Genomic DNA, 23392 nt, shown 5'->3' with positions numbered 1-23392 from the left:
CTACAATCTCGACCACTTTACAGCCGCCCTTCCAGGTTGGCAGGTTTATTGCTAACACATCGGCAGGGCCCAAAAGGCTGTACCGCTCATCACACTCGGGGTGTTGATGAAACCACCCGCCAAAAATCGGAGAAGAACATATGGAAATATTCTTGCAGCAGATCATCAATGGTCTGGTGTTAGGCAGCATGTATGCCTTGGTAGCCTTGGGCTACACCATGGTGTACGGCATCATCGGGCTGATCAATTTCGCCCACGGAGAGGTGTTGATGGTGGGCGCGCTCACCAGCTGGACGGTGATCGGCATGATGAAAGAGGCCATGCCAGGAACGCCTGGATGGATCATTTTGATCATTGCACTGGTGATTTCATGCGTGGTGGCCGCAGTGCTGAATTTCAGTATTGAAAAAATAGCTTATCGCCCCTTGCGCAACAGCCCGCGACTGGCCCCCTTGATCACCGCCATTGGCATGTCTTTGCTGCTGCAAACATTGGCCATGATCATCTGGAAACCCAACTACAAGCCTTATCCCAGCCTGCTGCCCATCGTGCCCTATGAGGTGGGTGGTGCGGTCATTACGCTCACCCAAGTCCTGATTTTGGGCATGACCGTGATGTCGCTGGCTGGGTTGATGTGGTTGGTCAATTTCACCAAGTTGGGGCGAGCCATGCGTGCCACAGCCGAAAATCCCCGCGTAGCAGCGCTGATGGGGGTGAAACCTGATCTGGTGATTTCTGCCACCTTTGTGATTGGTGCGGTATTGGCAGCCATTGCCGGCATCATGTGGGCGGCCAATTACGGCACGGTACAGCACACCATGGGCTTCTTGCCAGGCTTGAAAGCCTTCACTGCGGCGGTGTTTGGCGGCATTGGTAATTTGGCTGGTGCTGTTGTGGGCGGGATCGCTTTGGGACTGATTGAATCACTCGGTGCGGGTTATATCGGTGTGCTGACGGGTGGTGTGCTGGGTAGCAATTACTCGGATATTTTTGCGTTTATTGTGTTGATCATTGTGCTGACACTGCGGCCCTCGGGCTTGTTGGGTGAGCGCGTGGCAGACCGGGCGTAAGGAGACAGAACATGAAACAAAAACAAATCATCGTTTTCTTGCTGGCTGCGGTTGGCTTGTTGCTGGTTCCGCTGGTGTTGCAAAGCTTTGGCAATGCCTGGGTGCGTATTGCAGACATGGCGCTGCTGTATGTGTTGCTGGCACTGGGTCTGAACATTGTGGTGGGTTATGCCGGGCTACTGGATTTGGGTTATGTAGCCTTTTTTGCCATTGGTGCCTATATGTATGGGCTGCTGGCTTCTCCGCATTTGACAGAGACCTTCCCGGCTATTGCGGCCATGTTCCCGGACGGCTTGCACACCCCCATCTGGATCATCATCCCAGCCGCTGCAGGTTTAGCTGGCTTGCTTGGTGTGTTGCTGGGCGCACCCACCTTGCGCTTGCGGGGTGACTATCTGGCCATCGTGACGCTGGGTTTTGGTGAAATCATTCGTGTCTTCATGAACAACCTGGATTACCCGATCAACATCACCAATGGCCCCAAAGGTATGGGTGAAATTGATGCCTTGTCGTTTTTTGGCATGAGCTTTGGCCGTACCACCGAATTGTTTGGTTTTGAACTGCCATCGGTTACGTTGTATTACTACCTGTTTTTGGTGTTGGTGGTGTTCAGTGTGCTGATTTCGCATCGCTTGCAACTGTCACGCGTAGGGCGCGCCTGGATGGCCATTCGTGAAGACGAGATTGCCGCCAAGGCCATGGGCATCAATACCCGCAACCTGAAACTGTTGGCGTTCGGCATGGGCGCAACCTTTGGCGGCGTGTCCGGGGCCATGTTTGCGTCATTCCAAGGCTTTATTTCTCCCGAATCCTTCAGCCTGATGGAGTCTGTGATGATTGTGGCCATGGTGGTGTTGGGCGGCATTGGTCACTTGCCTGGGGTGATCATGGGAGCCCTGGCGTTATCAGCCCTGCCGGAAATCTTGCGTTATGTGGCGGGCCCCTTGCAGGAAATGACCGGTGGGCGACTCGACTCGGCCATTTTGCGCCAGTTGCTGATTGCCCTGGCCATGATCGTCATCATGTTGTTGCGTCCTCGCGGTTTGTGGCCGGCACCTGAACATGGCAAGGCCTTGCAAACGACCAAACCCTGACCGCCTCTTGCAATCAGCGTATCCAAGACATCCAAAAGGGCAGACCACGAGTCTGCCCCACTGAAGAAGGAATCACATGACAGACACCGTACTCAACGTTTCCGGCGTATCCAAACGCTTTGGCGGCTTGCAGGCCTTGAGCGATGTGGGCATCAAAATCAAACGTGGCCAGGTGTATGGCCTGATTGGCCCCAATGGCGCTGGTAAAACCACGTTTTTTAATGTGCTGACCGGCCTCTACACCCCTGACACAGGCTCATTTGAATTGGCTGGCAAACCCTACAAACCCACGGCGGTGCATGAGGTGGCCAAAGCGGGTATTGCACGTACCTTTCAAAATATCCGCTTGTTTGCCGAAATGACCGCGCTTGAAAACGTGATGGTAGGTCGCCATGTGCGCACCCATTCCGGTTTGCTGGGAGCCGTGTTTCACACCGCAGGTTTTATGGCCGAAGAAGCCGCCATCACGGCCAGATCGCAGGAACTGTTGAACTATGTTGGTATTGGCCATCTGGCTGAATTCAAAGCCCGCACCCTCAGTTATGGTGACCAGCGCCGACTGGAAATTGCCCGTGCCCTGGCCACTGACCCGCAACTCATTGCCCTGGATGAACCCGCAGCGGGCATGAACAGCACCGAAAAAGTGCTGCTGCGTGAGTTGATTGACAAAATCCGCAATGACAACCGTACGATTCTGCTCATTGAGCATGACGTGAAACTGGTAATGGGCTTGTGTGATCGCGTGACGGTGCTCGACTACGGCAAACAAATTGCCGAAGGCACCCCCGCAGACGTACAGCGCAATGAAAAAGTGATTGAAGCCTACTTAGGCACCGGCGGCCATTAACAGCTTGGCGGCACAAGGAATACAACATGGCAAAAACTCTTCTGAAAATCAAAGGTCTCAAAGTGGCATATGGCGGCATTCAGGCCGTCAAAGGTGTCGACTTTGAAGTCAATGAAGGTGAACTGGTATCACTCATTGGTTCCAATGGCGCAGGCAAAACAACCACCATGAAGGCCATCACGGGTTCGCTCCCTATCAATGATGGTGACATTGAATACCTGGGCAAGAGCATTCGTGGTCAAGGGCCGTGGGATCTGGTCAAGCAGGGCCTGGCCATGGTGCCGGAAGGTCGCGGCATTTTCACTCGCATGACGATTCTGGAAAACCTGCAAATGGGGGCCTACATCCGTGACGACAAGGCCGAAATTCTGATCGACATTGACAAAGTGTTCACCATCTTCCCGCGCTTGAAAGAACGCAAGGATCAACTCGCTGGCACACTCAGCGGCGGTGAGCAGCAAATGCTGGCCATGGGCCGAGCCCTGATCAGCCGCCCCAAAGTATTGCTCTTGGACGAACCCTCCATGGGTTTGTCACCCATCATGGTGGACAAGATCTTTGAAGTGATACGAGATGTCTACGCGCAGGGTGTCACCATTTTGCTGGTGGAACAAAACGCCAGCCGTGCCCTGGCCATTGCTGACCGTGGTTATGTCATGGATTCCGGCCTGATCACCATGACGGGTGAAGGCAAAACCATGTTGACAGACCCCAAGGTGCGTGCCGCCTATTTGGGCGAGTAAGTTTCTCACCGGAGTTTGTGGCATACAGGGGTTTTTGCCAATAAGTTGATCTTGCTCAAGGTGTTTGGGCTTGGTGCACGGCACAGTGACGGCCATGTTTACCATTCAAACCCTTGATCCCACCGCAGAAATTCTGAGTACAACCCGTGGGCAGCTTTTGTTGCAGCGTGGTGTCAAGACAGATTCAGTCAGCTACATTGAATCCGGGCGTGTCGCCCTTGGCATGTTTGAAGGTGGCCTTCTGGAGCACCAAATTGGTGTACTGGAAGGCCCTTGCTGGCTGGACGCCAGCTCTGCTGTTCTGGGGCTGCCTCATCTGACAGACGCAGTAGCTGACTCACCCGTGCTCCTGCGTCAAGTCAGTTTGCTCGCCTTTCGCCAAGGCATCTCTGACTTGCCCGAATCGGCACGGGCAGTGTTGACCGATGTGGCTATGGCGCACCGTAGACAAACCGAGTTTGCCGTCAGCCGTTTGGCCAAAGACGCTGAAGCACGCTGTGCCGAATGGTTGCTCAGCCATGCCCGGCCCAGCGAACAAGGCCTGATGGCGGTGGAATTGCAACAACGCAAACGCAGCATCGCCACCCAACTCGGCATCGCCCCGGAAACCTTTTCTCGCGTGCTGCGCCATTTGCGCGAGCAAAGCCTGATCAGCGGCACCGGCCGGGTGCTGAACCTGGTCAACCCGAATGCACTGAGGTCTTTGGCTGGAGTTTGAGGGTTTGAAGCTCAGTTCAGTCAAGGAAAAAGCGCAGACTTTGCCTGAGCAAGAGTCACGTATCACGCTTTCTGAGCGCGATTTTCTGGCCTTCACCGCTGCGATCCAGCGCACATTCACACCCAATCCGGCACTGCAAAAAGCACTGGCAAGTGCGGCCAAGATCAAGCGGGCCTGAGGGGTTGTTGCGGGGTTCCAGTGGTCATGAGTATGCCCATGGATGTGGGGATGCCCTTGTGGTCGATGCCAAAAATGAAAAGGCAAAGCGCTCTACCAACACTGCGGTTTCAAGGCTTGTCAAGATATGTCGATGGCCTTGTATTTGCCATTGGGGTGAGGACGTTTTTGAATGAAAACAATGCCAGCTTGCGGGTAATCCAATTTCATGAATTTGGAGACAAATCGAACGCCGCTCGCAGACTGCGGCATCAGACCTTGACTGGCCACTGCTGCGAGCTGTGCAGCAGCCGGATGATCTCGATGTGCGTGCCTTTGACACGGTAGACCACGATAAACGGCGTGCGGCTGATCACCAGCTCGCGGGTGCCTTTCATTCGCCCTGGCCGTCCCATTTGCGGGTGTTGCATCAGCATGTCTACTTGGTGCTCGATCTGCTCGTCCTGACTCATTGCGGCCAAGGGGTTGTCCTGGGCGATGTAGTCCAGTTGTTCAAATCGATGGGTGCTGGCTGTGGGTAGCCACTTGATGGTTTTCAAGCTGCCGCCGCTTGTGCTTTCTTGGCCCAAGCCGCACGCAACTTGGCGCTGGTGGCTTTGACGGCCTCATTGGATACCCATTGCGTGTTTGGATCGTCGGCTTCTTTGATGCCGTGCTCAACCTGGGTGCGAAACCACGTATCGTGTGCCGCAGCTTCATGGGCTTTGCGCATTCGCTGCGAAGTGTCGGCCCGCTTGACGTGCGTGACTGTGGGGTCGAATTGCCTGGTGTCAGTCTTGAATGTCTCAATGCCGATTTGCTTGAGGTAGACCACAAGCGTGTCGAACTTTTTAAAAATACGAACCTGGCCACGCTTGACCGCAAGGGCGCGCTCGGTCGTGCCGTACTGAAACACGACACCCCAGCCACCAGGATGGCCGACAACACTAGCCCCACGGATAGCGCCTGCGCCTGCCAGGTGTTCAAGTGTTGCGTGATCAATAGTCTCGGCAGTTGTGGTCATTGACTTGCCTTTTGGAGGTGAAACATGATCTGCAGTGTAGACCAACTATTAGCAAATTGGTTTGTGCCATCTACTGACCACCTAGGGTTGCTTGAGACAACGCCTGACGCATCAGCCGATGGCAGCCCAATTTTGCTGCCTAAAGTCGGCTTTCTGGATGGCAATTCAGCAGGGCGAAATTCTGCAAAATGGTCTTTGCCAGACATGCCCGGCCTGCCTTGCATCACCCCTCCAACGCCCGCAACACATTCCCCGCCGTAGCCGATTGCGCTTGGATTCAGATGTGCTGGCGGCGTTACGCGCCACTGGGCGAAGCTGGCAGACACGGGTAAACGACAGGATGCGAGAGTGGAAGAATACGCACACGGCGGCTTGACTGCTGGAGAGAGCTATGCATGCTTTTGAGTGATGTCTTCAGCCGCTTGGCAGCGGGAGCAGCCATTCAGGCGCATGGCCCACTGGGCTATAGTGCTAACCAAATGAAACGTCGAAAGACGTGAACTCGACGTCAACCAAATTTCACTAGGATAGGCGACAGGGTTCAAATGTGTGGAAATAACTTCAACTTCTTGTGAAATTGGCTACTACCCATGGCAGCATGGGCTTTGCTACTTGTTAGGGCATCAGCATTAGCGGGTGGAATTCAGGTATGCCCCATCGGATATCCTGGAATCTCAGGATAATCCTTACGCCTTACCCGTTGTCACCAATTTATAGAGCGGAGCGAAAGAAGGACACTTACTCAATAATTTGGCGATATCTAAGTATTTTGCAATTTTCGAGTTATGCGTTGCATGAGAATAGCGTGGTCGCTGCCTCAGGCGGCTCATCTTTTCCAGATACTCCTTGGGGCTATCAATCGTCTCTGGATGCAAAATATCCTTGTCCGGAACCCAGCCAGTTATCACCTTCTGCACTGCACTGATGTCAGCCAATATCCATGACTCCATCTCCTGGGTTGGCACCAAAGCACAAATTGGCGCCATTACGCCTGATGGCCCAATCACTTTATCAATGAGTTCTTGGCGTCGCACAACTGGATCACAACCATCAGAGTCGTAACACACAACATAGCGCTGCGTCCTTCCCATGTCGTGAAACATGCGCAAGTCACGAGCGCCTTTAATCAACATCCCAGAGCATCCGCAATACCCTTTTCCTTTTACGCTGATACCGTTGTTGTTCGCGATCCGCTTTATTAAGGTCGTTAGAGTTTCAACGTCTGAAGTGTCTTCGGCAAGAACTGCGTACAAAGTTACTGCTCCTGCACCGATTCGACAAACTCTGACAAGGGGCCGTCATTTTCCATGAAGCTTTCGGCGGCACTGAGCTCTGTCGCCGTCAATGAACGAATAGTGGTTTGGCCGTCCGCGAGATCAACGAGTCGTATTTCACTGGGCTCAATTCGATTGAATACCGCGGTCGAATGACTCGTGACCAAAAATTGTTTGGGGTTTGCGTATGATCGCAGGAGCGGAATTAGCTTATGTAATAGACCATGGTGTATTCCGTCTTCGGGTTGCTCTATTAGCGAAACGGATGCATCATCGTACACTACAGATGTTACAAGCCTAATGATTCTGCGCGTTCCAAATGACAGGCTCGAAAACGGGTAGACCGATTCCTCTTTCGTTCCTGTTGGCGCAAATTCTATGAAGTGGTACTTTCTGGTCTGATCTTTCTTTGATTCTTCTTCCAGAGCAGCGGGAATTTCAAAAGTCCGTACAAGTATGTTTGAAATTAACGCAAGACCATCAGGCCCAAGCAACGCCAGCAATTCGTTGAACGTTTCTGGGCGATTGAGCTTTAAGTCCAATATCTTCAACAATATCAACTTGTTCGCACCTTGAGTCTTGGATCGTGTACTAACCCATGTTTGAAACTCATTGTTTGACACAAACAGGTTGGCTCGCCCATCATCCTCTATTTCTTCGAGTGGGTAGTAGCGAATAGCAGAAAGAAACGCAATCACCTCTCTCAGAAGAGGCGCCACTTTATGATCAGGATACAAAGCCAAGATTGCCGAGCCACCAGGACTCAGCGACCCAATTTTTGCAGCAATTGATCCATCTCCAACTTTCAAGTCTCCCCTATTTAGCGAGAAGATCATGATTTCGGCGCCGCCGTCGTCGGACTCTATTGTCAATTCTTCTTTCAAAAAGAAAGCTGGGAAGGCATTGGCTTGTATTTCTGATTCCTTTTCCATGTCGAAATCGACCGCAACGGCATATCGAAAAATTTGATTGCCTAGCGTCATTCTCAATACGATATCCCCCCGTATCGGGCTACCAATATCGGGACCAATTCCCGACGGCAAGGATTCAATACCGGCCGCCCACTCAATGGCTTTGAGAATGTTAGTCTTACCAACGCCATTTCGCCCAATGAGCGCCAGCAACTCGTGCATATCATTCAGTTCGACGCTGTTGCACGATCGAAATTTACGGATGTTGACCGAAAGTAGCATTTATGTAACGAGTTAGGTAGATTCAACTACGCATTCTCTCACGACTGAAAGCCATGAACTTGCGAAAAGGAAACAGCTATCGCGTTAATTCCTGCACTTGTCTACGCAGGATGTTGGCCACCGCATCTGCTACACAGCCATCCGGGTAGATCAACTGCATCCCTTTGACCTGACGAAAGTGCCTCTTTCATTTGTTAAGTGACTGCTTTGTAGCGGAGCGAACGACAGCAATGGGTCTCTATGCGCAGGTGACAACTATGTGCAGATGGTTGTTTGTAAATGCCGTCGGCCCCTCTGGCAGTGAGACTTCGGGGCCGACGAAGTCTGTGCATAGTTATGGCTCTCGTGAACGAGCACGGAGCATTGCAGCCACCATCTTTGTATTGGGTGTAGCTGTGAAGAAAACGGTGGATGCTGCCCACGGGGATTTCCCGAAGTGGTATCCACCCATGGCTCCGACCGGAAAACTATGTCCAGCTTTGCATCCGGCCACCTGGCCGCGTGCCGCGCGATGCCTGCCTGAGCGTCATCTGCACCCAACCATCTGCGCATAGTTGCGATATGAGCATAGAGGCTGTTATGTACAGCTCCGCATAACAGCCTCTACCTGACACTCCCGCCCCACCCCTAATCACCCCCCAACGCCCGCAGCACATTCTCCGCCGTAGCCGGCGCAGTCAGCCGCACCACCTCCCCATCCCCCCGCGCCTGCGCCACCGCGTCACGCAGCGCCTCAAACACGCTGATGGCCAGCATGAAGGGTGGCTCGCCGACGGCTTTGGAGCCGAATACGTTGTCCTCGGTGTTCGGCTCGGGCCACAAGTCGATTTTGAAGTGTTCCGGCACATCGCCAGCGGTGGGGATCTTGTAGGTGCTGGGGGCGTGGGTGCTCAGCACACCCTGGGCATTCCAGACCAGTTCTTCGGTGATGAGCCAGCCCATGCCTTGCACAAAGCCGCCTTCGATCTGGCCGATGTCCAGCGCGGGGTTGATGGAGCGGCCCACGTCGTGCAGGATGTCGACCTTCAGTACCCGGCTTTCTCCGGTGAGGGTGTCAATGGCAACCTCGGTGCAGGCTGCGCCATAGGCAAAGTAGTAAAACGGCCGCCCGGTCAGGGTGGTTTTGTCGTAGTGGATTTTGGGCGTGCGGTAAAAACCGTCGCTCCAGAGCTGGATGCGGTTGGCGTAGGCCAGCGCCACCACCACCTCAAAGCTGCGTGTGGCTTTGGGGGTGATCACCTGCCCGCCAGCAAACTGCACCGCGCCAGCGCCCACGCCGTCCAGCCCACACACAAACGCAGCCAGGTTGTCACGCACATGGCGGGCCGCAAACTGGGCGGCGCGGCCATTCAGATCGGTGCCGGCAGAGGCAGCGGTGGCTGAGGCGTTGGGGATTTTGCTGGTGTCGCTGGCGCTGGCGCGCACCCGGTGCAGCGGCACACCCAGTTCATCGGCCACGATTTGCGCCACTTTGGTGTGTAAACCTTGGCCCATCTCGGTGCCGCCATGGTTCACGCTGATGCTGCCGTCCAGGTACACATGCACCAAGGCCCCGGCCTGGTTGAACAGCGTGGCGGTGAAGCTGATGCCAAATTTGACTGGTGTGATGGCGATGCCGCGTTTCACCACCGAGTTTTCAGAGTTCCAAGCCAAAATGGCCTCTCGGCGTTGCTGGTATTGCGCAGACAGCTCCAATTTTGAGAGCAATGGGGCGAGGATATTGCCTTCCACTTGCATGCCGTAGTGGGTGGTGTTGCGCTTGACGTTGGCATCTGCATCGACCGGCTCTTCGCTGTACAGGTTGCGCTGGCGCACCGCCAAGGGGTCTAGCTTGAGGTAGCGGGCAATGTCGCCCAGAATGGTTTCGGTGACGATCATGCCCTGCGGCCCGCCAAAGCCACGGAATGCGGTGTGGCTCTGGGTGTTGAGCTTGCAGCGGTAAGAACTGATCTCGACATCTTGCAAAAAGTAGGCGTTGTCGGCATGAAAAATCGCCCGATCCGCCACCGGGCCAGACAAGTCGGCGCTGAAGCCGCAGTGCGCCAGCATTTGTACTTGCAGGCCACACAGTCGGCCGGTGTCGTCAAAGCCGACCTGATAGTCGTAAGAGAAGGGGTGGCGCTTGCCGGTCAGCATGAAATCGTCGTCCCGATCCAGTCGCAGTTTCACCGGGCGTTGCAGCTTGTGCGCGGCCACGGCGGCCCACACCGTCAGATGCCCGGCCTGGGTTTCCTTGCCGCCAAAGCCTCCGCCCATGCGGCGGCATTCGACCCGCACCGCATGGTTATCCAAGCCCAGCGCATGCGCTACCCAGTGCTGCACCTCGCCGGGGTGCTGGGTGCTGCTGTGGATGAGCCACTGGTTTTGCTCTTGCGGCAGGGCGTAGGCGATCTGGCCTTCCAGGTAAAAGTGTTCCTGGCCACCGACCTCCAGCGTGCCTTGAAAGCGGTGCGGCGCATGCGCCAATGCCTGGGCGGCATCACCCCGGCGCACCGTCACCGGCGGCAGCACAAAACTCTGCGCTGCCAGGGCCTGGCGCACGTCCAGCACGGCGGGCAAGGGTTCAATTTGCGCGGTCACTAGGCGGGCAGCATGCAGCGCTTGCGCCATGCTGTCGGCCACCACCACACCCAGGGCCTGGCCGACATACTGCACGGTGTCGATGGCAAACACCGGCTCGTCCCCGGCAAAGGCGGCCAGCATCTTGTGGCCGGGCACATCGGCGGCCAGCAGCACCGCACGCACGCCGGGCCGGGCCAGGGCTGCTTGCGTGTCGATGCTGATCAGCTTGCCATGCGCCACCTTGGACAGGATCGGGGCGGCGTAGAGTGTGCCGCGCACCTCGGGCAGGTCGTCAATGTAGAGGGCTGCACCGGCAATTTGGGCGGCGGCACTTTCGTGGGGGTGGGACTGGCCCGCTGCGGTTGTTGTCATGGGGCATCTCCTTCCAGGCTCAGATTCAGCAGGCTGGCTGATGTGGGGGCTTGAATCTCCTGCCAGAAGCGTTCCAGCAGATTGCCCAGCACCTGGGTGCGGTAAGCGGCGCTGGCCCGCATGTCAGAAATCGGCTGGAATTCGCCGCGCAAGGTGACCATGGCTTGGCTCAGGCTGGCATGGGCCCAGGGCTGGCCTTGTAACGCCGCCTCGGTCTGCCGGGCACGCGCCGGGGTGGCGGCCACGCCGCCTGCGCCGATGCTGGCCTGGGTGATGAGACCGTTTTGAATCTGCAAGTTGATGACCAGGCAGACGGCTGAGATGTCGTCCTCCAGGCGCTTGGAGATTTTGTAAGCCCGCAGGTTTTCGCCAGCCTGCGGGCGGGGGATGTGCACATAGGCCAGCACCTCGTCGGCAGCCAGCAGGTTTTTGCGGTAACCGGTGTAGAAGTCTTCCAGCGGCAGTTCCCTTGCGCCGTGCACACTCATCAGCACCACGCTGGTCCGCAGCGCAATCAGCAGCGGCATGCTGTCGCCAATCGGGGAGCCATTGGCAATGTTGCCGCCCAGCGTGCCAGAGTTGCGCACCGGCAGCCCGGCAAAGCGGCTGAAGAAGCTGTGCAACTGGGGGCGCTCGGCCTCCAGGGCGGCAAAAGCATCGCTTAGCCGCACCGCAGCGCCAATCACCGTGTGGGTGGTGGTGGCCTCGATTTGCCGCAGCTCTGCCACACGGGTCACATCCAGCACCTGGGCAAAGTCCATGTGCAACTTGTTGACCCACAGGCCCACATCGGTACAGCCCGCCACGATCTGGGCTTGCGGGTGGGCCGCACGCTGGCTCAGCAAGTTTTTCAGTGTGACTGGGTTTTTATATGAAAAATTGGCCTCTATCGCAGGTGAATCATGCGCAAGCAGCTCTAATTTTTGTAGCAATTGAGCTTCATCCAATGACTGCTTGGGCAAGTGCTGCATCTGTTGAGCGGCATCCAGAATGGGCCGGTAACCGGTGCAGCGGCACAGGTTGCCCGACAGCGCTTCTTGCGCCACGCTGCGCGTCACCGGCTGGTCTTTCAGCACCTGGTTCTGGTACAGGCCAAACAGGCTCATGGCAAAACCCGGGGTGCAAAAGCCGCACTGGCTGGCATGGCACTGGTGCAAGGCTTGTTGCACCGGGTGGGGTGTCTGGTCTGGCGAGCTCAGGTCTGCTGCCGTCCACAAGGCCATGCCGTGAATCGAATGCGCCAGGCGAATGCAACTGTTGACCGCCAGGTAGCGCATCTGGCCGCCCTGGTTTTCACCCAGCACCACGGTGCAGGCCCCGCAGTCGCCCTCGTTGCAACCCTCTTTGGTGGCGCTGTGGCCCAGGTCTTCGCGCAGCAACTGCAGCAGCGTGCGGGTGGGTGGTACATTGCGCAGCGAGATGATCTCGCCACGCCAGACAAACTGAAGTTCAGGGGTTTTCATGGGCGGCATGGGCAGCAATCAGAAACACGATAAAAGCAAAGGGTAAGACACACACTTCCCCGCAGCATAAGGCTAAGCATATGGCAGGTATTGGATCAAGGGTATGAAAGAGCGCGATGTTTTCGGCAGCATTGACATTCATTTGATCAAGGTATTACACACGGTGTTGTCCGAACGAAGCGTTTCAAGAGCCGCCATCCGTCTGGGCATGCACCAGCCGGCGGTGAGCAGCGCGCTCAAGCGGTTGCGCGAATTCTCGGGTGACCCACTTTTGGTGCGTTCCGGTGCAAGTATGGTGCCCACCGAGGCCGGGCTGCGTATGCTCGACCCGGCGGCGCGTATTTTGCAGGCGGCCCAGGTGCTGTTTTCTGACGCACGCGGGTTTGACCCGACGCAGGCCCAGCACACTTTTCGGATTGCCGCCAGCGATTACCTGGATCCACATTTTTTACCCAAACTGGTGGCACAAATCAAAACGCTGGCTCCGCTGTGCCATGTGGAAATATCCCCACTCTCGGCCGCCTCAGACTACCGCACCCAGTTGGCGCAGGGGGATGTGGATGTGGTGATTGGCAACTGGGCCACACCACCCCAAGACCTGCATCTGGGCCGCCTGTTTGGTGATGACGTGGTGTGCCTGGTGGCCAGCAACCACCCGGCGGTGCGCCGTGGCTGGGACAAGGAGGCCTGGCTGGCGGTGGATCACATTGCACCCGCAGCCCTGCACCCAGGTGCCAAAGGCGTGATTGATGACTATCTGGCCAGCCAAGGTTTACAGCGGCACATTGCGGCACGTTGCCCGTATTTTGGGTTGATCCCTGCCATGGTGGCATCGACCTTGCTTGTGCTGACCACCGGGCGACAATATTGCGAGCGGTTCGTGGAGGTGTTGCCGGTGAAAATACTGCCTTGTCCGATCCAGTTTCCACGCATGATGTATTACCAGCTTTGGCACGAACGCAGCCACACCACCACGTCAGCCAAGTGGCTGCGCGAGCGGGTCAAGTCCGTGGCAGCTGCATTAAAAAACGAAAAAATCATCCAAACCGCATGAGTACACCCAGACTTCAACTCTCCGGCATCACCAAGCGCTACCCCAGCGTGGTGGCCAACAGCGCGGTATCCCTGACCGTGATGCCTGGTCAGACCCATGCGGTGCTGGGCGAAAACGGTGCCGGCAAATCCACGCTGATGAAAATCATCTACGGCTCGGTCAAACCCGACGAAGGCACGGTGCTGTTCAACGGCCAGGTGGCGCACATTCAAAACCCGCAAGAGGCACGGGCCTTGGGCATCAGCATGGTGTTTCAGCACTTCAGCCTGTTTGACACCATCACCGTGGCCGAAAACGTGTGGCTGGGTCTGGACAAAAGCCTGAGCCTGGCACAGGTGACGCAAAGCATTGTGACCAAGGCCACGGAATACGGTCTGGACATTGACCCGGCGCGCCCGGTGCACACTTTAAGTGTGGGAGAGATGCAGCGGGTGGAGATCATCCGTGCCTTGCTGACCAACCCGCAATTGCTGATTTTGGACGAACCCACGTCGGTGTTGACCCCGCAGGCGGTAGAAAAACTGTTTGTGGTGCTGAAAAAATTGGCCAGCGAGGGCTGCAGCATTTTGTACATCAGCCACAAGCTGCACGAAATCCGCGAGCTGTGCAACGCCTGCACGGTGTTGCGCGGCGGCAAGGTCACCGGGGTGTGTGACCCGTCGCAGGAAAGTAATGCGTCCTTGTCGAAATTGATGATTGGTGCTGAGCCACCACAGCTGACCCACCGTCCGCAAAAAGCTGGTGCGCCGGTGCTGGCAGTGAGTAACCTGATCCTGCCGCGTGAAGACCAGTTTGGTGTGGACATTGAAGGCATCAGCCTGCAAGTGTGTGCCGGTGAGGTGGTGGGTATTGCCGGGGTCTCGGGCAACGGCCAAAAGGAATTGTTGTGCGCCTTGTCGGGCGAAGATGTGCGAGCCAAGCCGGGCACGATCCGCATGATCAACACCGATGTATCGCGCCTGCACCCTGGGCAGCGGCGCAAGCTGGGCCTGCATTTTGTGCCGGAAGAACGCTTGGGCCGCGGGGCGGTACCGACACTTTCGCTGGCGCAAAACCTGCTGCTGACACGTCAGGAATCCATTGCCTATCCCCAATGGGGTGGTGGCTGGATACAGGTCAAATCTTTGGAGCGTCATGCAGCAGACATCATCGCGCGCTTTCAGGTCAAGGCCGGTGGGCCACGCTCATTGGCCAGATCGCTCTCAGGGGGGAACTTGCAGAAATTTATTGTTGGGCGCGAAATGGACGCCAACCCCAAGCTGTTCATTGTGTCCCAGCCCACCTGGGGGGTGGATGTGGGTGCATCCGCACAAATCCGGGGCGAAATTCTGGCCTTGCGTGATGCCGGTTGTGCCGTGCTGGTCGTCAGCGAAGAGCTGGACGAATTGTTTGAGGTGAGTGACCGCCTTCACGTGATTTCACGCGGTCAGTTGTCGCCCTCGATCCCGGTGGCGGAGGCAACAATTGAAAAAATTGGCGAGTGGATGAGTGGACTGTGGAGCAACGAAGTGCAGGAACACCTGGCCGAGATGGAACAAGCCAGCGCTACCTCAACGGACACTCAAGGGGGGCAGCATGTTCAAGCTTGAAGCACGCCCCGAACCGTCCAGAGTCTGGACTTATGCCTCACCCCTGCTCGCCTTGTTGATCACGGTGATCATCGGCACGCTGATGTTCATCGCCTTGGGCAAAGACCCCCTCAAGGGTCTGGAGATGTTTTTCTGGCAACCGATTCACAACGCCTATTCGCTGGGTGAGTTGATGGTCAAGGCCACCCCCCTGCTGATCATTGCATTGGGTTTGGCACTGTGTTTCCGATCCAATGTGTGGAACATTGGTGCCGAGGGGCAGTACATCATTGGTGCCATTTTTGCCGGTGGCGTGGCCTTGCTGGCCGACGCGCACACCAGCCGCTGGATCGTGCTGCCAATTCTGCTGGCCGGGGTACTGGGCGGCATGCTGTGGGCCAGCCTGACTGCGCTGCTGCGCGACCGCTTTCATGCCAATGAAATTCTGGTGAGTTTGATGCTGGTCTACGTGGCGGTGCAAGTGCTGAGTTACCTTGTGGGCGGCCCCTGGAAAGACCCGATGGGCTTCAACTTTCCGCAGACCAAAACCTTTGAGGCGGTGACCCGCATTCCGCGTTTGTTTGACGGCTCGCGCGTCAGCATCGGGGTTTTGCTGGCGCTGGCCAGTGTGGCTGGTTTGTGGGTTTTCTTGTTCCGCACGCGGGCTGGTTTTGCCTTGCAAGTGGGAGGGCTGGCACCGGCTGCGGCACGTTACGCCGGGTTTTCTTCCCGCAAAGCCTTGTGGCTGGCGCTGCTGTTGTCTGGCGGCGCAGCGGGTTTGGCGGGTGCACTGGAGGTGGCTGGGCCGATTGGTCAGCTCACCATCTATGTGCCCGCAGGGTATGGGTTTGCCGCCATCATCGTCGCCTATGTCGGGCGCTTGCACCCGGTGGGCATGGTGTTTTCGGCCATCCTGATGAGCATGTTTTATATTGGTGGGGAAATGGCCCAGTCTCGCCTGGGGCTGACCAAGTCACTCACCGGCGTGTTCCAGGGTTTGTTGTTGTTCAGTCTGCTGGCGTGTGACACGCTGGTGAATTACCGCCTGAAGTGGCAAAAGACGGGAGCTCGGTGATGGAATCTTACGCGCTGTTGTTGGCGGCCACGCTGAATGCGGGCACGGTTCTGGCCATTGCCTCGCTGGGCCTGTTGATCAACGAAAAAGTGGGCATCGTCAACCTGGGGGCCGAAGGCATGATGCTGTGTGCCGCCATTGCTGGTTTTGCCACCGTGGTCACTACTGGCAATGACTGGCTGGGTTTTGCGGCGGGCATGGCCATCGGGGCGGTGCTGGCGGGCATTTTTGGCCTGCTAGTGATCTGGCTCAATACCAATCAGTACGCCACCGGGCTGGCGCTGACCCTGTTTGGTACCGGCTTCTCGGCTTTTGTGGGAACAAGCTTTGTGCAGGCCAAAATTCCCGAGCGTGCCAGTTATGCCATCCCTGGCCTGGCCGATATTCCCTGGATTGGCCCGGCCTTGTTCCGGCATCACCCTCTGGTGTACATCACCGTGTTGCTGGCTCTGGCGCTGATCTGGTTCATGTACCGCACCCGCAGTGGGTTGGTGATGCGCAGTGTGGGCGAAAGCCCTGAGTCGGCCCATGCCCTGGGTTACCCGGTGCGGCGTATCCGTTTGTTAGCGGTGGTGGCGGGGGGCGCGTTGTGTGGCCTGGCCGGGGCTTATTTGTCGGTGATTTACACCCCGCTGTGGGTCGAGGGCATGGTGGCGGGCAAGGGCTGGATTGCCTTGGCATTGACGACTTTTGCCACTTGGCGGCCAGCCCGTGTGTTGTTGGGGGCTTATTTGTTTGGCGGTGTCACCATGTTGCAGTTTCACCTGCAAAGTATCGGAGTCGATGTGCCCAGCCAGTTTTTGAGTATGTTGCCCTACGTCGCTACCATTGTTGTTCTGGCACTGATCTCGCGTAATCCGCAGTGGATTCGCGTCAACATGCCCACCAGTCTGGGTAAGCCGTTTTACCCAGGAGCCTGATTTTTCAGGTTCATAATCTTATTTTCTCGTTGTTCAACCCGCTTGCCTGATAAGGATCTTAAATGACTGATTTGCAAAAACGTACGCTGCTCAAAGCAGCCGCCCTGACTGCCGTGGCTTCGGCTGCGCTGGTAGGCTGCGGTAAAAAAGAAGAGCCCGCACCTGCGCCAGCTCCCGCACCGGTGGCTTCAGCGCCAGCGCCCAAGCCAGAACCTTTGAAAATTGCCTTTGCCTATGTGGGCCCAGTGGGTGATGGTGGTTGGACTTTTGCCCATGACAATGGTCGCAAGGCACTTGAAAAAGAATTTGGTGACAAAATTGTCACCTCGTTTGTTGAAAATGTTCCCGAGTCCGCTGATGCCGAACGCGTGCTGCGTGACATGGCAGGCCAGGGCAACAAGCTGATTTTTGGCACCACTTTTGGCTACATGGAACCCATGCTCAAAGTGGCTGCAGACAACGCTGGCATCAAGTTTGAGCATGCCACCGGCTACAAACAAGCTGACAACATGCGCACCTACGACAGCCGTACCTACGAAGGCGCGTACATGGCAGGTGTAATTGCCGGCAAGATGACCAAGAGCAACACACTCGGCGTAGTGGCCTCCATCCCAATTCCTGAAGTGGTGCGCAATATCAACGCGTTCACCCTGGGTGCCCAGTCCAGCAACCCCAAAATCAAGACCAAAGTGGTCTGGGTGAATGGCTGGTTTGACCCACCGAAAGAAACCGAAGCAGCCACCAGCCTGATCAACGGTGGCGCAGACGTGCTGTTCCAGAACACCGACTCTCCCGCTGTGCTTAAAACCGCTGAAGCCAAGGGTAAACGTGCCTTCGGTTGGGACTCTGACATGACCTCCTACGGCCCCAAAGCGCACTTGGCATCCAGCGTCATCAATTGGGGTCCGTACTACATCAAGGCCACCAAAGAAGCACTTGATGGCAGCTGGAAGGCTGGTGCAGGTGCTCACTCCTGGTGGGGCGTGAAAGAAGGTGCCATTGACATCGTGTCCATCGCTGAAGACGTGCCTGCAGAAACCAAAGCCAAAATTGACGAAATCAAAAAAGGTCTGACCGACGGCAGCTTTGCCATCTGGAAAGGTCCCATTACCGACAACACTGGCAAGGTGCAAGTGGCCAAGGACACTGTAGCAGACGACCAGTTCCTGGGTGGGCTGAACTTCTTCGTCAAGGGTGTTGAAGGCAAAGTTCCAGGCAGCAAGTAATCCTTGGCTGACTCCAAAAGAAGCCGCCTCCGGGCGGTTTCTTTTTTTTAATTGTCCTGGCGCGGCAGCTCCAGTATCAACTCGACCCGCCGGTTGGCTTGCTTGCCTTGCAGCGTGTTATTGGATGCAATGGGCCGGGTATCCGCATAACCCGTGGCACTCAAACGCGCTGGCTCAATACCACGACCTTGAAGGTGACGTGCCACACTGGCCGCCCGCCCTGCTGCCAACTCCCAGTTGGACGGATACCTGATGGTGTTGATGGGGCTATTGTCGGCGTGCCCTTGCACCGCAATGTTGTAGCCCGTCGCCATCGTGAAGGTTGGCAGCAAGGTGTCAAGCAGTTGCAAGCCTTCGGCGGTCAGGTTGGCATCACCTGAGGCAAACAGCAACTCATTGCGGATACGAAAACGCATGCTGTTGTCGCTCTCGATCACTTCAACCTCTGCCCCCAATTCACCAATAGGCAAATGCCGAAACGGGCTTTTAGGGAGCAAAGGCGGAGCAATATTGATCTTGGGATTGATCGACGCAGAAGCAGGTACAGGCTGCGTGTTGGGTGTGGCAGGCGCTGATGCCACTGTCTTTTTGGGTTTGATCGGCTCACTCAAAGCCAGCATCACCACCGTCATGACCAGCAGCAGGGTCATGACATCCAGATACGACAGCAGCCAGCTATTTTCTTCGATGGCACTGGTGCTTTTGTTGGACTCTTGCTCCCCATGCGCGTGCCGCCCCTCATGAAGGCTTCTTTTTTTGACCATGGCACGTGCTGCCAGCAAATCAGCCAAGCTGGGATTCCAAGCCTTTCTGTAATCGCTGTAGCCAAGTTTGCTGGGCATCACTTACTTCCTGGTCGACGATTCGGTGTGTTCTGCATGCTCGGCTTGACCCACTGCGCCGTCAAAAATCTCGTCCTCGTAATGTGCCACAAAAGACTTCAAGGTTTCCCGCATCAAGCCAGGGCTGCTCTTGGCGCACATCATGGAAATACCCTGCAACACCATGTTCATCAGAATCAAGCGCTGCTCGGTGCGGCGCTCCAGTTTCACTGCCACCGGCCGGAACAGCAAGTTGGACAACAAAATGCCATACAGCGTGGTCATCAGGGCCATGGCCAGATTCTGACCAAAGGCTGGCATGTCGCCGTTCCCCATATTGCCCATGACATTGATCAAGCCAACCAGCGTGCCCAGCATGCCAAAGGCCGGGGCGTAATTGGCCATCAAGCGAAACAGTTGCGCCTCGGCTGCTTCACGGGTGCGTAGTCGAGAAATGCGCCATTGCAGCAAATCCAGAATATCTTGTTCCGGGATGCGGTCAATGATCAACTGCACACCAGTGCGCAAAAACGGATTGGTGACCTCGGTGAGGGCCTGCTCCACCGCGTGTGAATCGCCTGTGACCCAGATTTTGGCAATTTGCACCAACTCATTGATATCACTCTGGATGTCGATATGCTCGTCGCGCAAGACCGTGCGAAACAATCCAAAGATGCGTACCACGTCCCTGAGTGGATAGCTCAGAAAAGTGGCCGCCACGGTGCCACCCAGGACAATGGCCAGACTGGGCCAATCCAGATACAGCTGCGGGTTATCGGCTGAAAAAGCCAAAATAACCACCATTAGCAAAATGCTGGCCACAATCCCAATCAAGCTGGATGGGTTCATGCAAACAATTCCTTAGGGTTCGTTACGTAATAACTTGTGCATTTGATCATCGGATTTGGGATGCAGTACAAGGCCCTTATCGCAGCATAGATCACGAAATAACTGATTGTGCAGCAGTCGAACATTGTTGTGACAGACAAACTTTGTGCCTGTTAAAAATGGCAGAATGAAAAATCCATTTACCAGAGTCAATTCCATGATCCAAATCAAACCCATTGCCGCAGATCGCTTGCCCGCACTGTTGCAGCGTATGCCCAAAGCCGAGTTGCACATGCACATTGAGGGCTCGCTGGAGCCCGAGCTGATGTTTGCCCTGGCCAAGCGCAACGGCCTGAGCGTGCCTTACCCTGATGTGGAGTCGTTGCGCCAAGCCTATGTGTTCAACAACTTGCAGGAATTTTTGGACATCTACCACCAAGGCACCCTGGTATTGCGTACCGAGCAAGACTTCTACGACATGACCTGGGCCTATCTGAAACGCGCCGCCGCAGACAACGTACGACATACAGAGATTTTTTTCGATACCCAAACCCACACCGGCCACGGTTTGAACACGGACGTAGTCATCAACGGCCTGCACCGTGCGTGTGTGGATGCACAACAGCAACTGGGCTTGAGTGCCAGTCTGATTTTGTGCTTTTTACGCCACCTGAGCGAGGTCGAAGCATTTGAGGCACTGGAGCAAGCCCTGCCCCTGCGCGACAAACTGGTCGGCATTGGCCTGGCCTCCAGCGAACTCGGTCATCCGCCAGAAAAATTTGCCAAGGTCTTTGCCAAAGCCCGCGCGCTGGGTTTCAGGCTGGTGGCACACGCAGGTGAAGAAGGTCCGCCAGCCTACATCTGGAGCGCGTTGGATATCCTGAAAGTGGAGCGTATTGACCATGGTGTACAAGCCATGAAAGACCCGGCCCTGGTGGCCCGGCTGCGGCAAGACAAGATTCCGCTGACGGTGTGCCCGCGGTCCAACCTGAAGCTGCGTGTGTTCCCCACGCTGGCCCAGCACAACCTGGGGGCCATGCTGGAGGCCGGGCTGATGGCCACCGTCAACTCCGATGACCCGGCGTATTTTGGTGGCTACATGAACGACAACTTCACCCAGACCTTTGCTGCTTTGGGGCTGACGGCGCAGCAGGCTTACCAGCTGGCCTGCAACAGCTTTGAGGCCAGCTTCATCGATGCATCTGCCAAGCAAATCTTTCAAAACCAGCTGATCGAGACATTTGAGACATTTGAATAAATCTCTCACGGTACAAAACAAGCCAAAGTGTGGAGAAGATGGATACCATCCTTGCCCAAAGCAGGACAGGGATGCAAATCACGCTCGGCATCAATGTGCAGTGCTGTTTACGACCGTAGTACGCCCCTACACAGGCAGTTTTTTTGGAAGTTTTGGCAACTCATACCCTCTGTAACCAACAAAAACACGCAGGTGCAGACGAAAAAAAGCCCAACTGAAATAGTTGGGCTTTCTATGTATGGTGGAGCTGGGGGGATTTGAACCCCCGTCCGCAAACCTTCTTCGAACAGTTCTACATGTGTAGCCATCTGATTTGGATCTCGTTTTTCACATCGCGCAGTGGCACGCTATGCAAATCACCAGTAACCTATTTTCTCAACCTACCCTAAGTCACCCAAGGCAGGCCCAGCCGAATAAAATTACCCCACAGCCTGGACAGCTTGCGCTACCCTTGCCCAGCCGATCGGCTGACTGTTGTGAGGCTCACGTGCGATTAAGCAGCGAGTGCGAAACGTTCGTCGTTTGCAGTTAGTTTGTTTGAATCTGTTTTACGAGCGCATTCAGCTCGACATGCCCTGCTGCGCGTCCGAATCCACGTCGAAACCAGTGCAGCCCCTGAACTCGTATTTTAGGCCGAGGCGGCCAATTGCAAGAGGGGCAACAACTCATTCACACAATTAATTGTGGCGTGAGCCCCCCAACGGGTGGTATCGGCCTGTGTTCCAAGGTAGCCATAGGTCACAGCCACCGTGGCCATACCAGCGGCCAGACCGGCAACGATGTCGCGTTCGTCATCTCCCACATAAACACAATACTGTGGCGGCACGCCCAATCTGCGTGCCGCTTCCAGCAAGGGCTCGGGATGCGGTTTGGCATGTGGCGTGGTGTCGCCGCTCACAATGGCGGAGGCTGTATCGAACAACGGCATGGATCGGGTCAGCGGCAAGGTAAAGCGCTCTGACTTGTTGGTAACCACACCCCACTTCAAACCTTGCCCAGACAGAGTGGTCAACATCTCCGGTACACCCTCAAAGATGTGGGTGTTTTGCGTCATGCAACGTTCATAGTTGCAAAAAAATTCTTCTCGCAAGACGTTGAAATCAGTATTTTCAGGGGTCAAACCAAAAGCAATGCCCAGCATGCCTCTTGCGCCTGCACCGGCCATGGGTCGGTATTGCGCCAAAGGCAAAGAAGATAATCCGCGCGCCACCCGCATGGTGTTGGCAGCGGTGGCCAAATCGGGTGCACTGTCAATCAACGTACCGTCCAAGTCAAACAGCACCGCCTGCACTTGCCTGGACTGCGTCATGCCGTAAATCACGTTTACGAGGAAAGTGGCTTTTGTGTGGCCAGCAGATAGTTCACGCTGGTGTCCGCATTCATCCAATAACGCTGGGTAAGCGGATTAAATGACAATCCCCTCGCCTGAGTCACATTCAAACTTGCAGCACGACAAAAACCAGCCAATTCGCTGGGGCGAATCATCTTGGCGTATTCATGTGTGCCACGCGGCAACATGTTCAACACATATTCGGCCCCTACAACCGCCAACAGGAAAGACTTGGGATTGCGGTTCAGTGTGGAAAAAAATACCCAACCACCAGGCTTGACCAGCGTGGCACAAGCCTGAACTACCGAAGCCGGATCCGGCACGTGCTCCAGCATTTCCATACAAGTCACCACATCAAACCCGGCAGGCTGCTCAAGCGCCATGGCCTCGGCACTGATTTCACGGTAATTCACGTTGCTGGTCTGGGCATCCATGGCGTGTAGTTGGGCAATGCGCAAGGCTTTGGTCGACAAGTCAATACCGGTTGCGGTGGCACCAGAACGCGCCAAAGAGTCGGTCAAGATACCACCACCACAACCTACATCCAGTGCGGTTTTGCCATTGAGCGGGCACAAGCCGTTGATCCACGCCAAGCGCAAGGGATTGATTTGGTGCAGTGGACGGAATTCACCATCCGCATCCCACCAGCGGTGGGCCAAGTCCGAAAATTTGGCCAGCTCGGCCGGGTCAGCATTGATTGAAGGATTCATGGCGTGATTATCCGAAATTTGACCGCGCCACCGCACCAATCCCGAAAAAAACAAAACCCACCGCAAGGGTGGGTTTTGACGTGCAC

The 23392-nt window shown here is 56.0% G+C and carries 23 protein-coding genes and 1 other RNA gene; 13 read left to right on the top strand and 11 right to left on the bottom strand.

Annotated elements, in window-relative coordinates; translation table 11 throughout:
- Positions 1–140: 140 nt before the first annotated feature.
- The 6 genes from LDN84_RS06010 to LDN84_RS05985 all read left to right on the top strand — a co-directional run bounded on the left by LDN84_RS06010 (position 141) and on the right by LDN84_RS05985 (position 4650).
- On the top strand, positions 141–1070 hold the full coding sequence (locus LDN84_RS06010) for a branched-chain amino acid ABC transporter permease (protein WP_223909801.1): 930 nt from the start codon (positions 141–143) through the stop codon (positions 1068–1070).
- An 11-nt stretch (positions 1071–1081) separates the two neighbouring features.
- A complete protein-coding gene (locus LDN84_RS06005) occupies positions 1082–2164 on the top strand; it encodes a branched-chain amino acid ABC transporter permease (RefSeq protein WP_223909799.1) in 1083 nt (360 codons plus the stop codon).
- Between the two features lie 76 nt (positions 2165–2240).
- The gene (locus LDN84_RS06000; protein ID WP_223909797.1) at positions 2241–3011 is read left to right on the top strand and encodes an ABC transporter ATP-binding protein; all 771 of its coding nucleotides are present in this window, start codon (positions 2241–2243) and stop codon (positions 3009–3011) included.
- Positions 3012–3037: 26 nt separating this feature from the next.
- Complete coding sequence (locus LDN84_RS05995; RefSeq protein WP_223909794.1) at positions 3038–3754, top strand: ABC transporter ATP-binding protein; 717 nt, start codon at positions 3038–3040, stop codon at positions 3752–3754.
- 94 nt (positions 3755–3848) lie between these two features.
- Entirely contained in the window at positions 3849–4472 is a 624-nt protein-coding gene (locus LDN84_RS05990; protein WP_223909792.1) for a Crp/Fnr family transcriptional regulator, read from the top strand.
- Between the two features lie 4 nt (positions 4473–4476).
- Positions 4477–4650 (top strand): type II toxin -antitoxin system TacA 1-like antitoxin, encoded by a 174-nt coding sequence (locus LDN84_RS05985; protein ID WP_223909790.1) that lies wholly within the window; start codon positions 4477–4479, stop codon positions 4648–4650.
- 250 nt (positions 4651–4900) lie between these two features.
- On the opposite strand, the gene LDN84_RS05980 is transcribed toward LDN84_RS05985, so the two are convergent.
- Positions 4901–5188, bottom strand: a complete 288-nt coding sequence (locus tag LDN84_RS05980) for a type II toxin-antitoxin system RelE/ParE family toxin (protein WP_223909789.1) — start codon at positions 5186–5188, stop codon at positions 4901–4903.
- A complete protein-coding gene (locus tag LDN84_RS05975; protein ID WP_223909787.1) occupies positions 5185–5652 on the bottom strand; it encodes a ParC-related protein in 468 nt (155 codons plus the stop codon). Before LDN84_RS05975 ends, LDN84_RS05980 begins: the two co-directional genes overlap by 4 nt.
- Positions 5653–5770: 118 nt before the next feature.
- Here LDN84_RS05975 and LDN84_RS05970 point away from each other — a divergent pair, with 118 nt between their 5' ends.
- A complete protein-coding gene (locus LDN84_RS05970) occupies positions 5771–6028 on the top strand; it encodes a BrnA antitoxin family protein (RefSeq protein WP_317134829.1) in 258 nt (85 codons plus the stop codon).
- Positions 6029–6338: 310 nt separating this feature from the next.
- On the opposite strand, the gene LDN84_RS05965 is transcribed toward LDN84_RS05970, so the two are convergent.
- The 4 genes from LDN84_RS05965 to xdhA form a co-directional block, all read right to left on the bottom strand.
- Entirely contained in the window at positions 6339–6905 is a 567-nt protein-coding gene (locus tag LDN84_RS05965; protein WP_223909786.1) for a DUF4276 family protein, read from the bottom strand.
- Between the two features lie 2 nt (positions 6906–6907).
- Complete coding sequence (locus tag LDN84_RS05960; protein WP_223909784.1) at positions 6908–8059, bottom strand: AAA family ATPase; 1152 nt, start codon at positions 8057–8059, stop codon at positions 6908–6910.
- Positions 8060–8746: 687 nt separating this feature from the next.
- Complete coding sequence (gene xdhB, locus LDN84_RS05955) at positions 8747–11053, bottom strand: xanthine dehydrogenase molybdopterin binding subunit (protein ID WP_223909783.1); 2307 nt, start codon at positions 11051–11053, stop codon at positions 8747–8749.
- Entirely contained in the window at positions 11050–12516 is a 1467-nt protein-coding gene (gene xdhA, locus LDN84_RS05950; RefSeq protein WP_223909782.1) for a xanthine dehydrogenase small subunit, read from the bottom strand. Before xdhA ends, xdhB begins: the two co-directional genes overlap by 4 nt.
- A 103-nt stretch (positions 12517–12619) precedes the next feature.
- Between xdhA and LDN84_RS05945 the strand changes: the two genes are divergently transcribed.
- The 5 genes from LDN84_RS05945 to LDN84_RS05925 all read left to right on the top strand — a co-directional run bounded on the left by LDN84_RS05945 (position 12620) and on the right by LDN84_RS05925 (position 18359).
- Positions 12620–13570: a LysR family transcriptional regulator gene (locus tag LDN84_RS05945; RefSeq protein ID WP_223909780.1), complete on the top strand. Its 951-nt coding sequence runs from the start codon at positions 12620–12622 to the stop codon at positions 13568–13570.
- Positions 13567–15159, top strand: a complete 1593-nt coding sequence (locus tag LDN84_RS05940) for an ABC transporter ATP-binding protein (RefSeq protein ID WP_223909778.1) — start codon at positions 13567–13569, stop codon at positions 15157–15159. The genes LDN84_RS05945 and LDN84_RS05940 overlap by 4 nt, the downstream gene beginning before the upstream one ends.
- Entirely contained in the window at positions 15146–16213 is a 1068-nt protein-coding gene (locus LDN84_RS05935; protein WP_223909775.1) for an ABC transporter permease, read from the top strand. The genes LDN84_RS05940 and LDN84_RS05935 overlap by 14 nt, the downstream gene beginning before the upstream one ends.
- Positions 16213–17133, top strand: a complete 921-nt coding sequence (locus LDN84_RS05930; RefSeq protein WP_223909772.1) for an ABC transporter permease — start codon at positions 16213–16215, stop codon at positions 17131–17133. The genes LDN84_RS05935 and LDN84_RS05930 overlap by 1 nt, the downstream gene beginning before the upstream one ends.
- Before the next feature lie 62 nt (positions 17134–17195).
- The gene (locus tag LDN84_RS05925) at positions 17196–18359 is read left to right on the top strand and encodes a BMP family ABC transporter substrate-binding protein (RefSeq protein WP_223909769.1); all 1164 of its coding nucleotides are present in this window, start codon (positions 17196–17198) and stop codon (positions 18357–18359) included.
- Positions 18360–18406: 47 nt separating this feature from the next.
- On the opposite strand, the gene LDN84_RS05920 is transcribed toward LDN84_RS05925, so the two are convergent.
- Positions 18407–19201 carry an OmpA family protein gene (locus LDN84_RS05920; protein ID WP_223909766.1) on the bottom strand — a complete coding sequence of 265 codons (795 nt, stop codon included), beginning with the start codon at positions 19199–19201 and terminating at the stop codon, positions 18407–18409.
- A 3-nt stretch (positions 19202–19204) separates the two neighbouring features.
- Positions 19205–20029 carry a motility protein A gene (locus LDN84_RS05915; protein ID WP_223909763.1) on the bottom strand — a complete coding sequence of 275 codons (825 nt, stop codon included), beginning with the start codon at positions 20027–20029 and terminating at the stop codon, positions 19205–19207.
- Between the two features lie 196 nt (positions 20030–20225).
- On the opposite strand from LDN84_RS05915, the gene LDN84_RS05910 reads away from it, so the two are divergent.
- Positions 20226–21266 carry an adenosine deaminase gene (locus LDN84_RS05910; protein ID WP_223909760.1) on the top strand — a complete coding sequence of 347 codons (1041 nt, stop codon included), beginning with the start codon at positions 20226–20228 and terminating at the stop codon, positions 21264–21266.
- Between the two features lie 239 nt (positions 21267–21505).
- On the opposite strand, the gene ssrA is transcribed toward LDN84_RS05910, so the two are convergent.
- The 3 genes from ssrA to ubiG form a co-directional block, all read right to left on the bottom strand.
- Positions 21506–21882, bottom strand: a transfer-messenger RNA (tmRNA) gene (ssrA, locus tag LDN84_RS05905).
- Positions 21883–21894: 12 nt separating this feature from the next.
- Entirely contained in the window at positions 21895–22575 is a 681-nt protein-coding gene (gph, locus tag LDN84_RS05900; protein ID WP_223909757.1) for a phosphoglycolate phosphatase, read from the bottom strand.
- A gap of 14 nt (positions 22576–22589) precedes the next feature.
- The gene (gene ubiG, locus LDN84_RS05895) at positions 22590–23306 is read right to left on the bottom strand and encodes a bifunctional 2-polyprenyl-6-hydroxyphenol methylase/3-demethylubiquinol 3-O-methyltransferase UbiG (protein WP_223909754.1); all 717 of its coding nucleotides are present in this window, start codon (positions 23304–23306) and stop codon (positions 22590–22592) included.
- Positions 23307–23392: the final 86 nt, after the last annotated feature.

The sequence above is a fragment of the Rhodoferax lithotrophicus genome (assembly GCF_019973615.1).
GTDB classification, from domain to species: domain Bacteria; phylum Pseudomonadota; class Gammaproteobacteria; order Burkholderiales; family Burkholderiaceae_C; genus Rhodoferax; species Rhodoferax lithotrophicus.
Note: the sequence above shows the minus strand (reverse complement) of the source record. Positions and strands in the feature narration are given on the sequence as shown.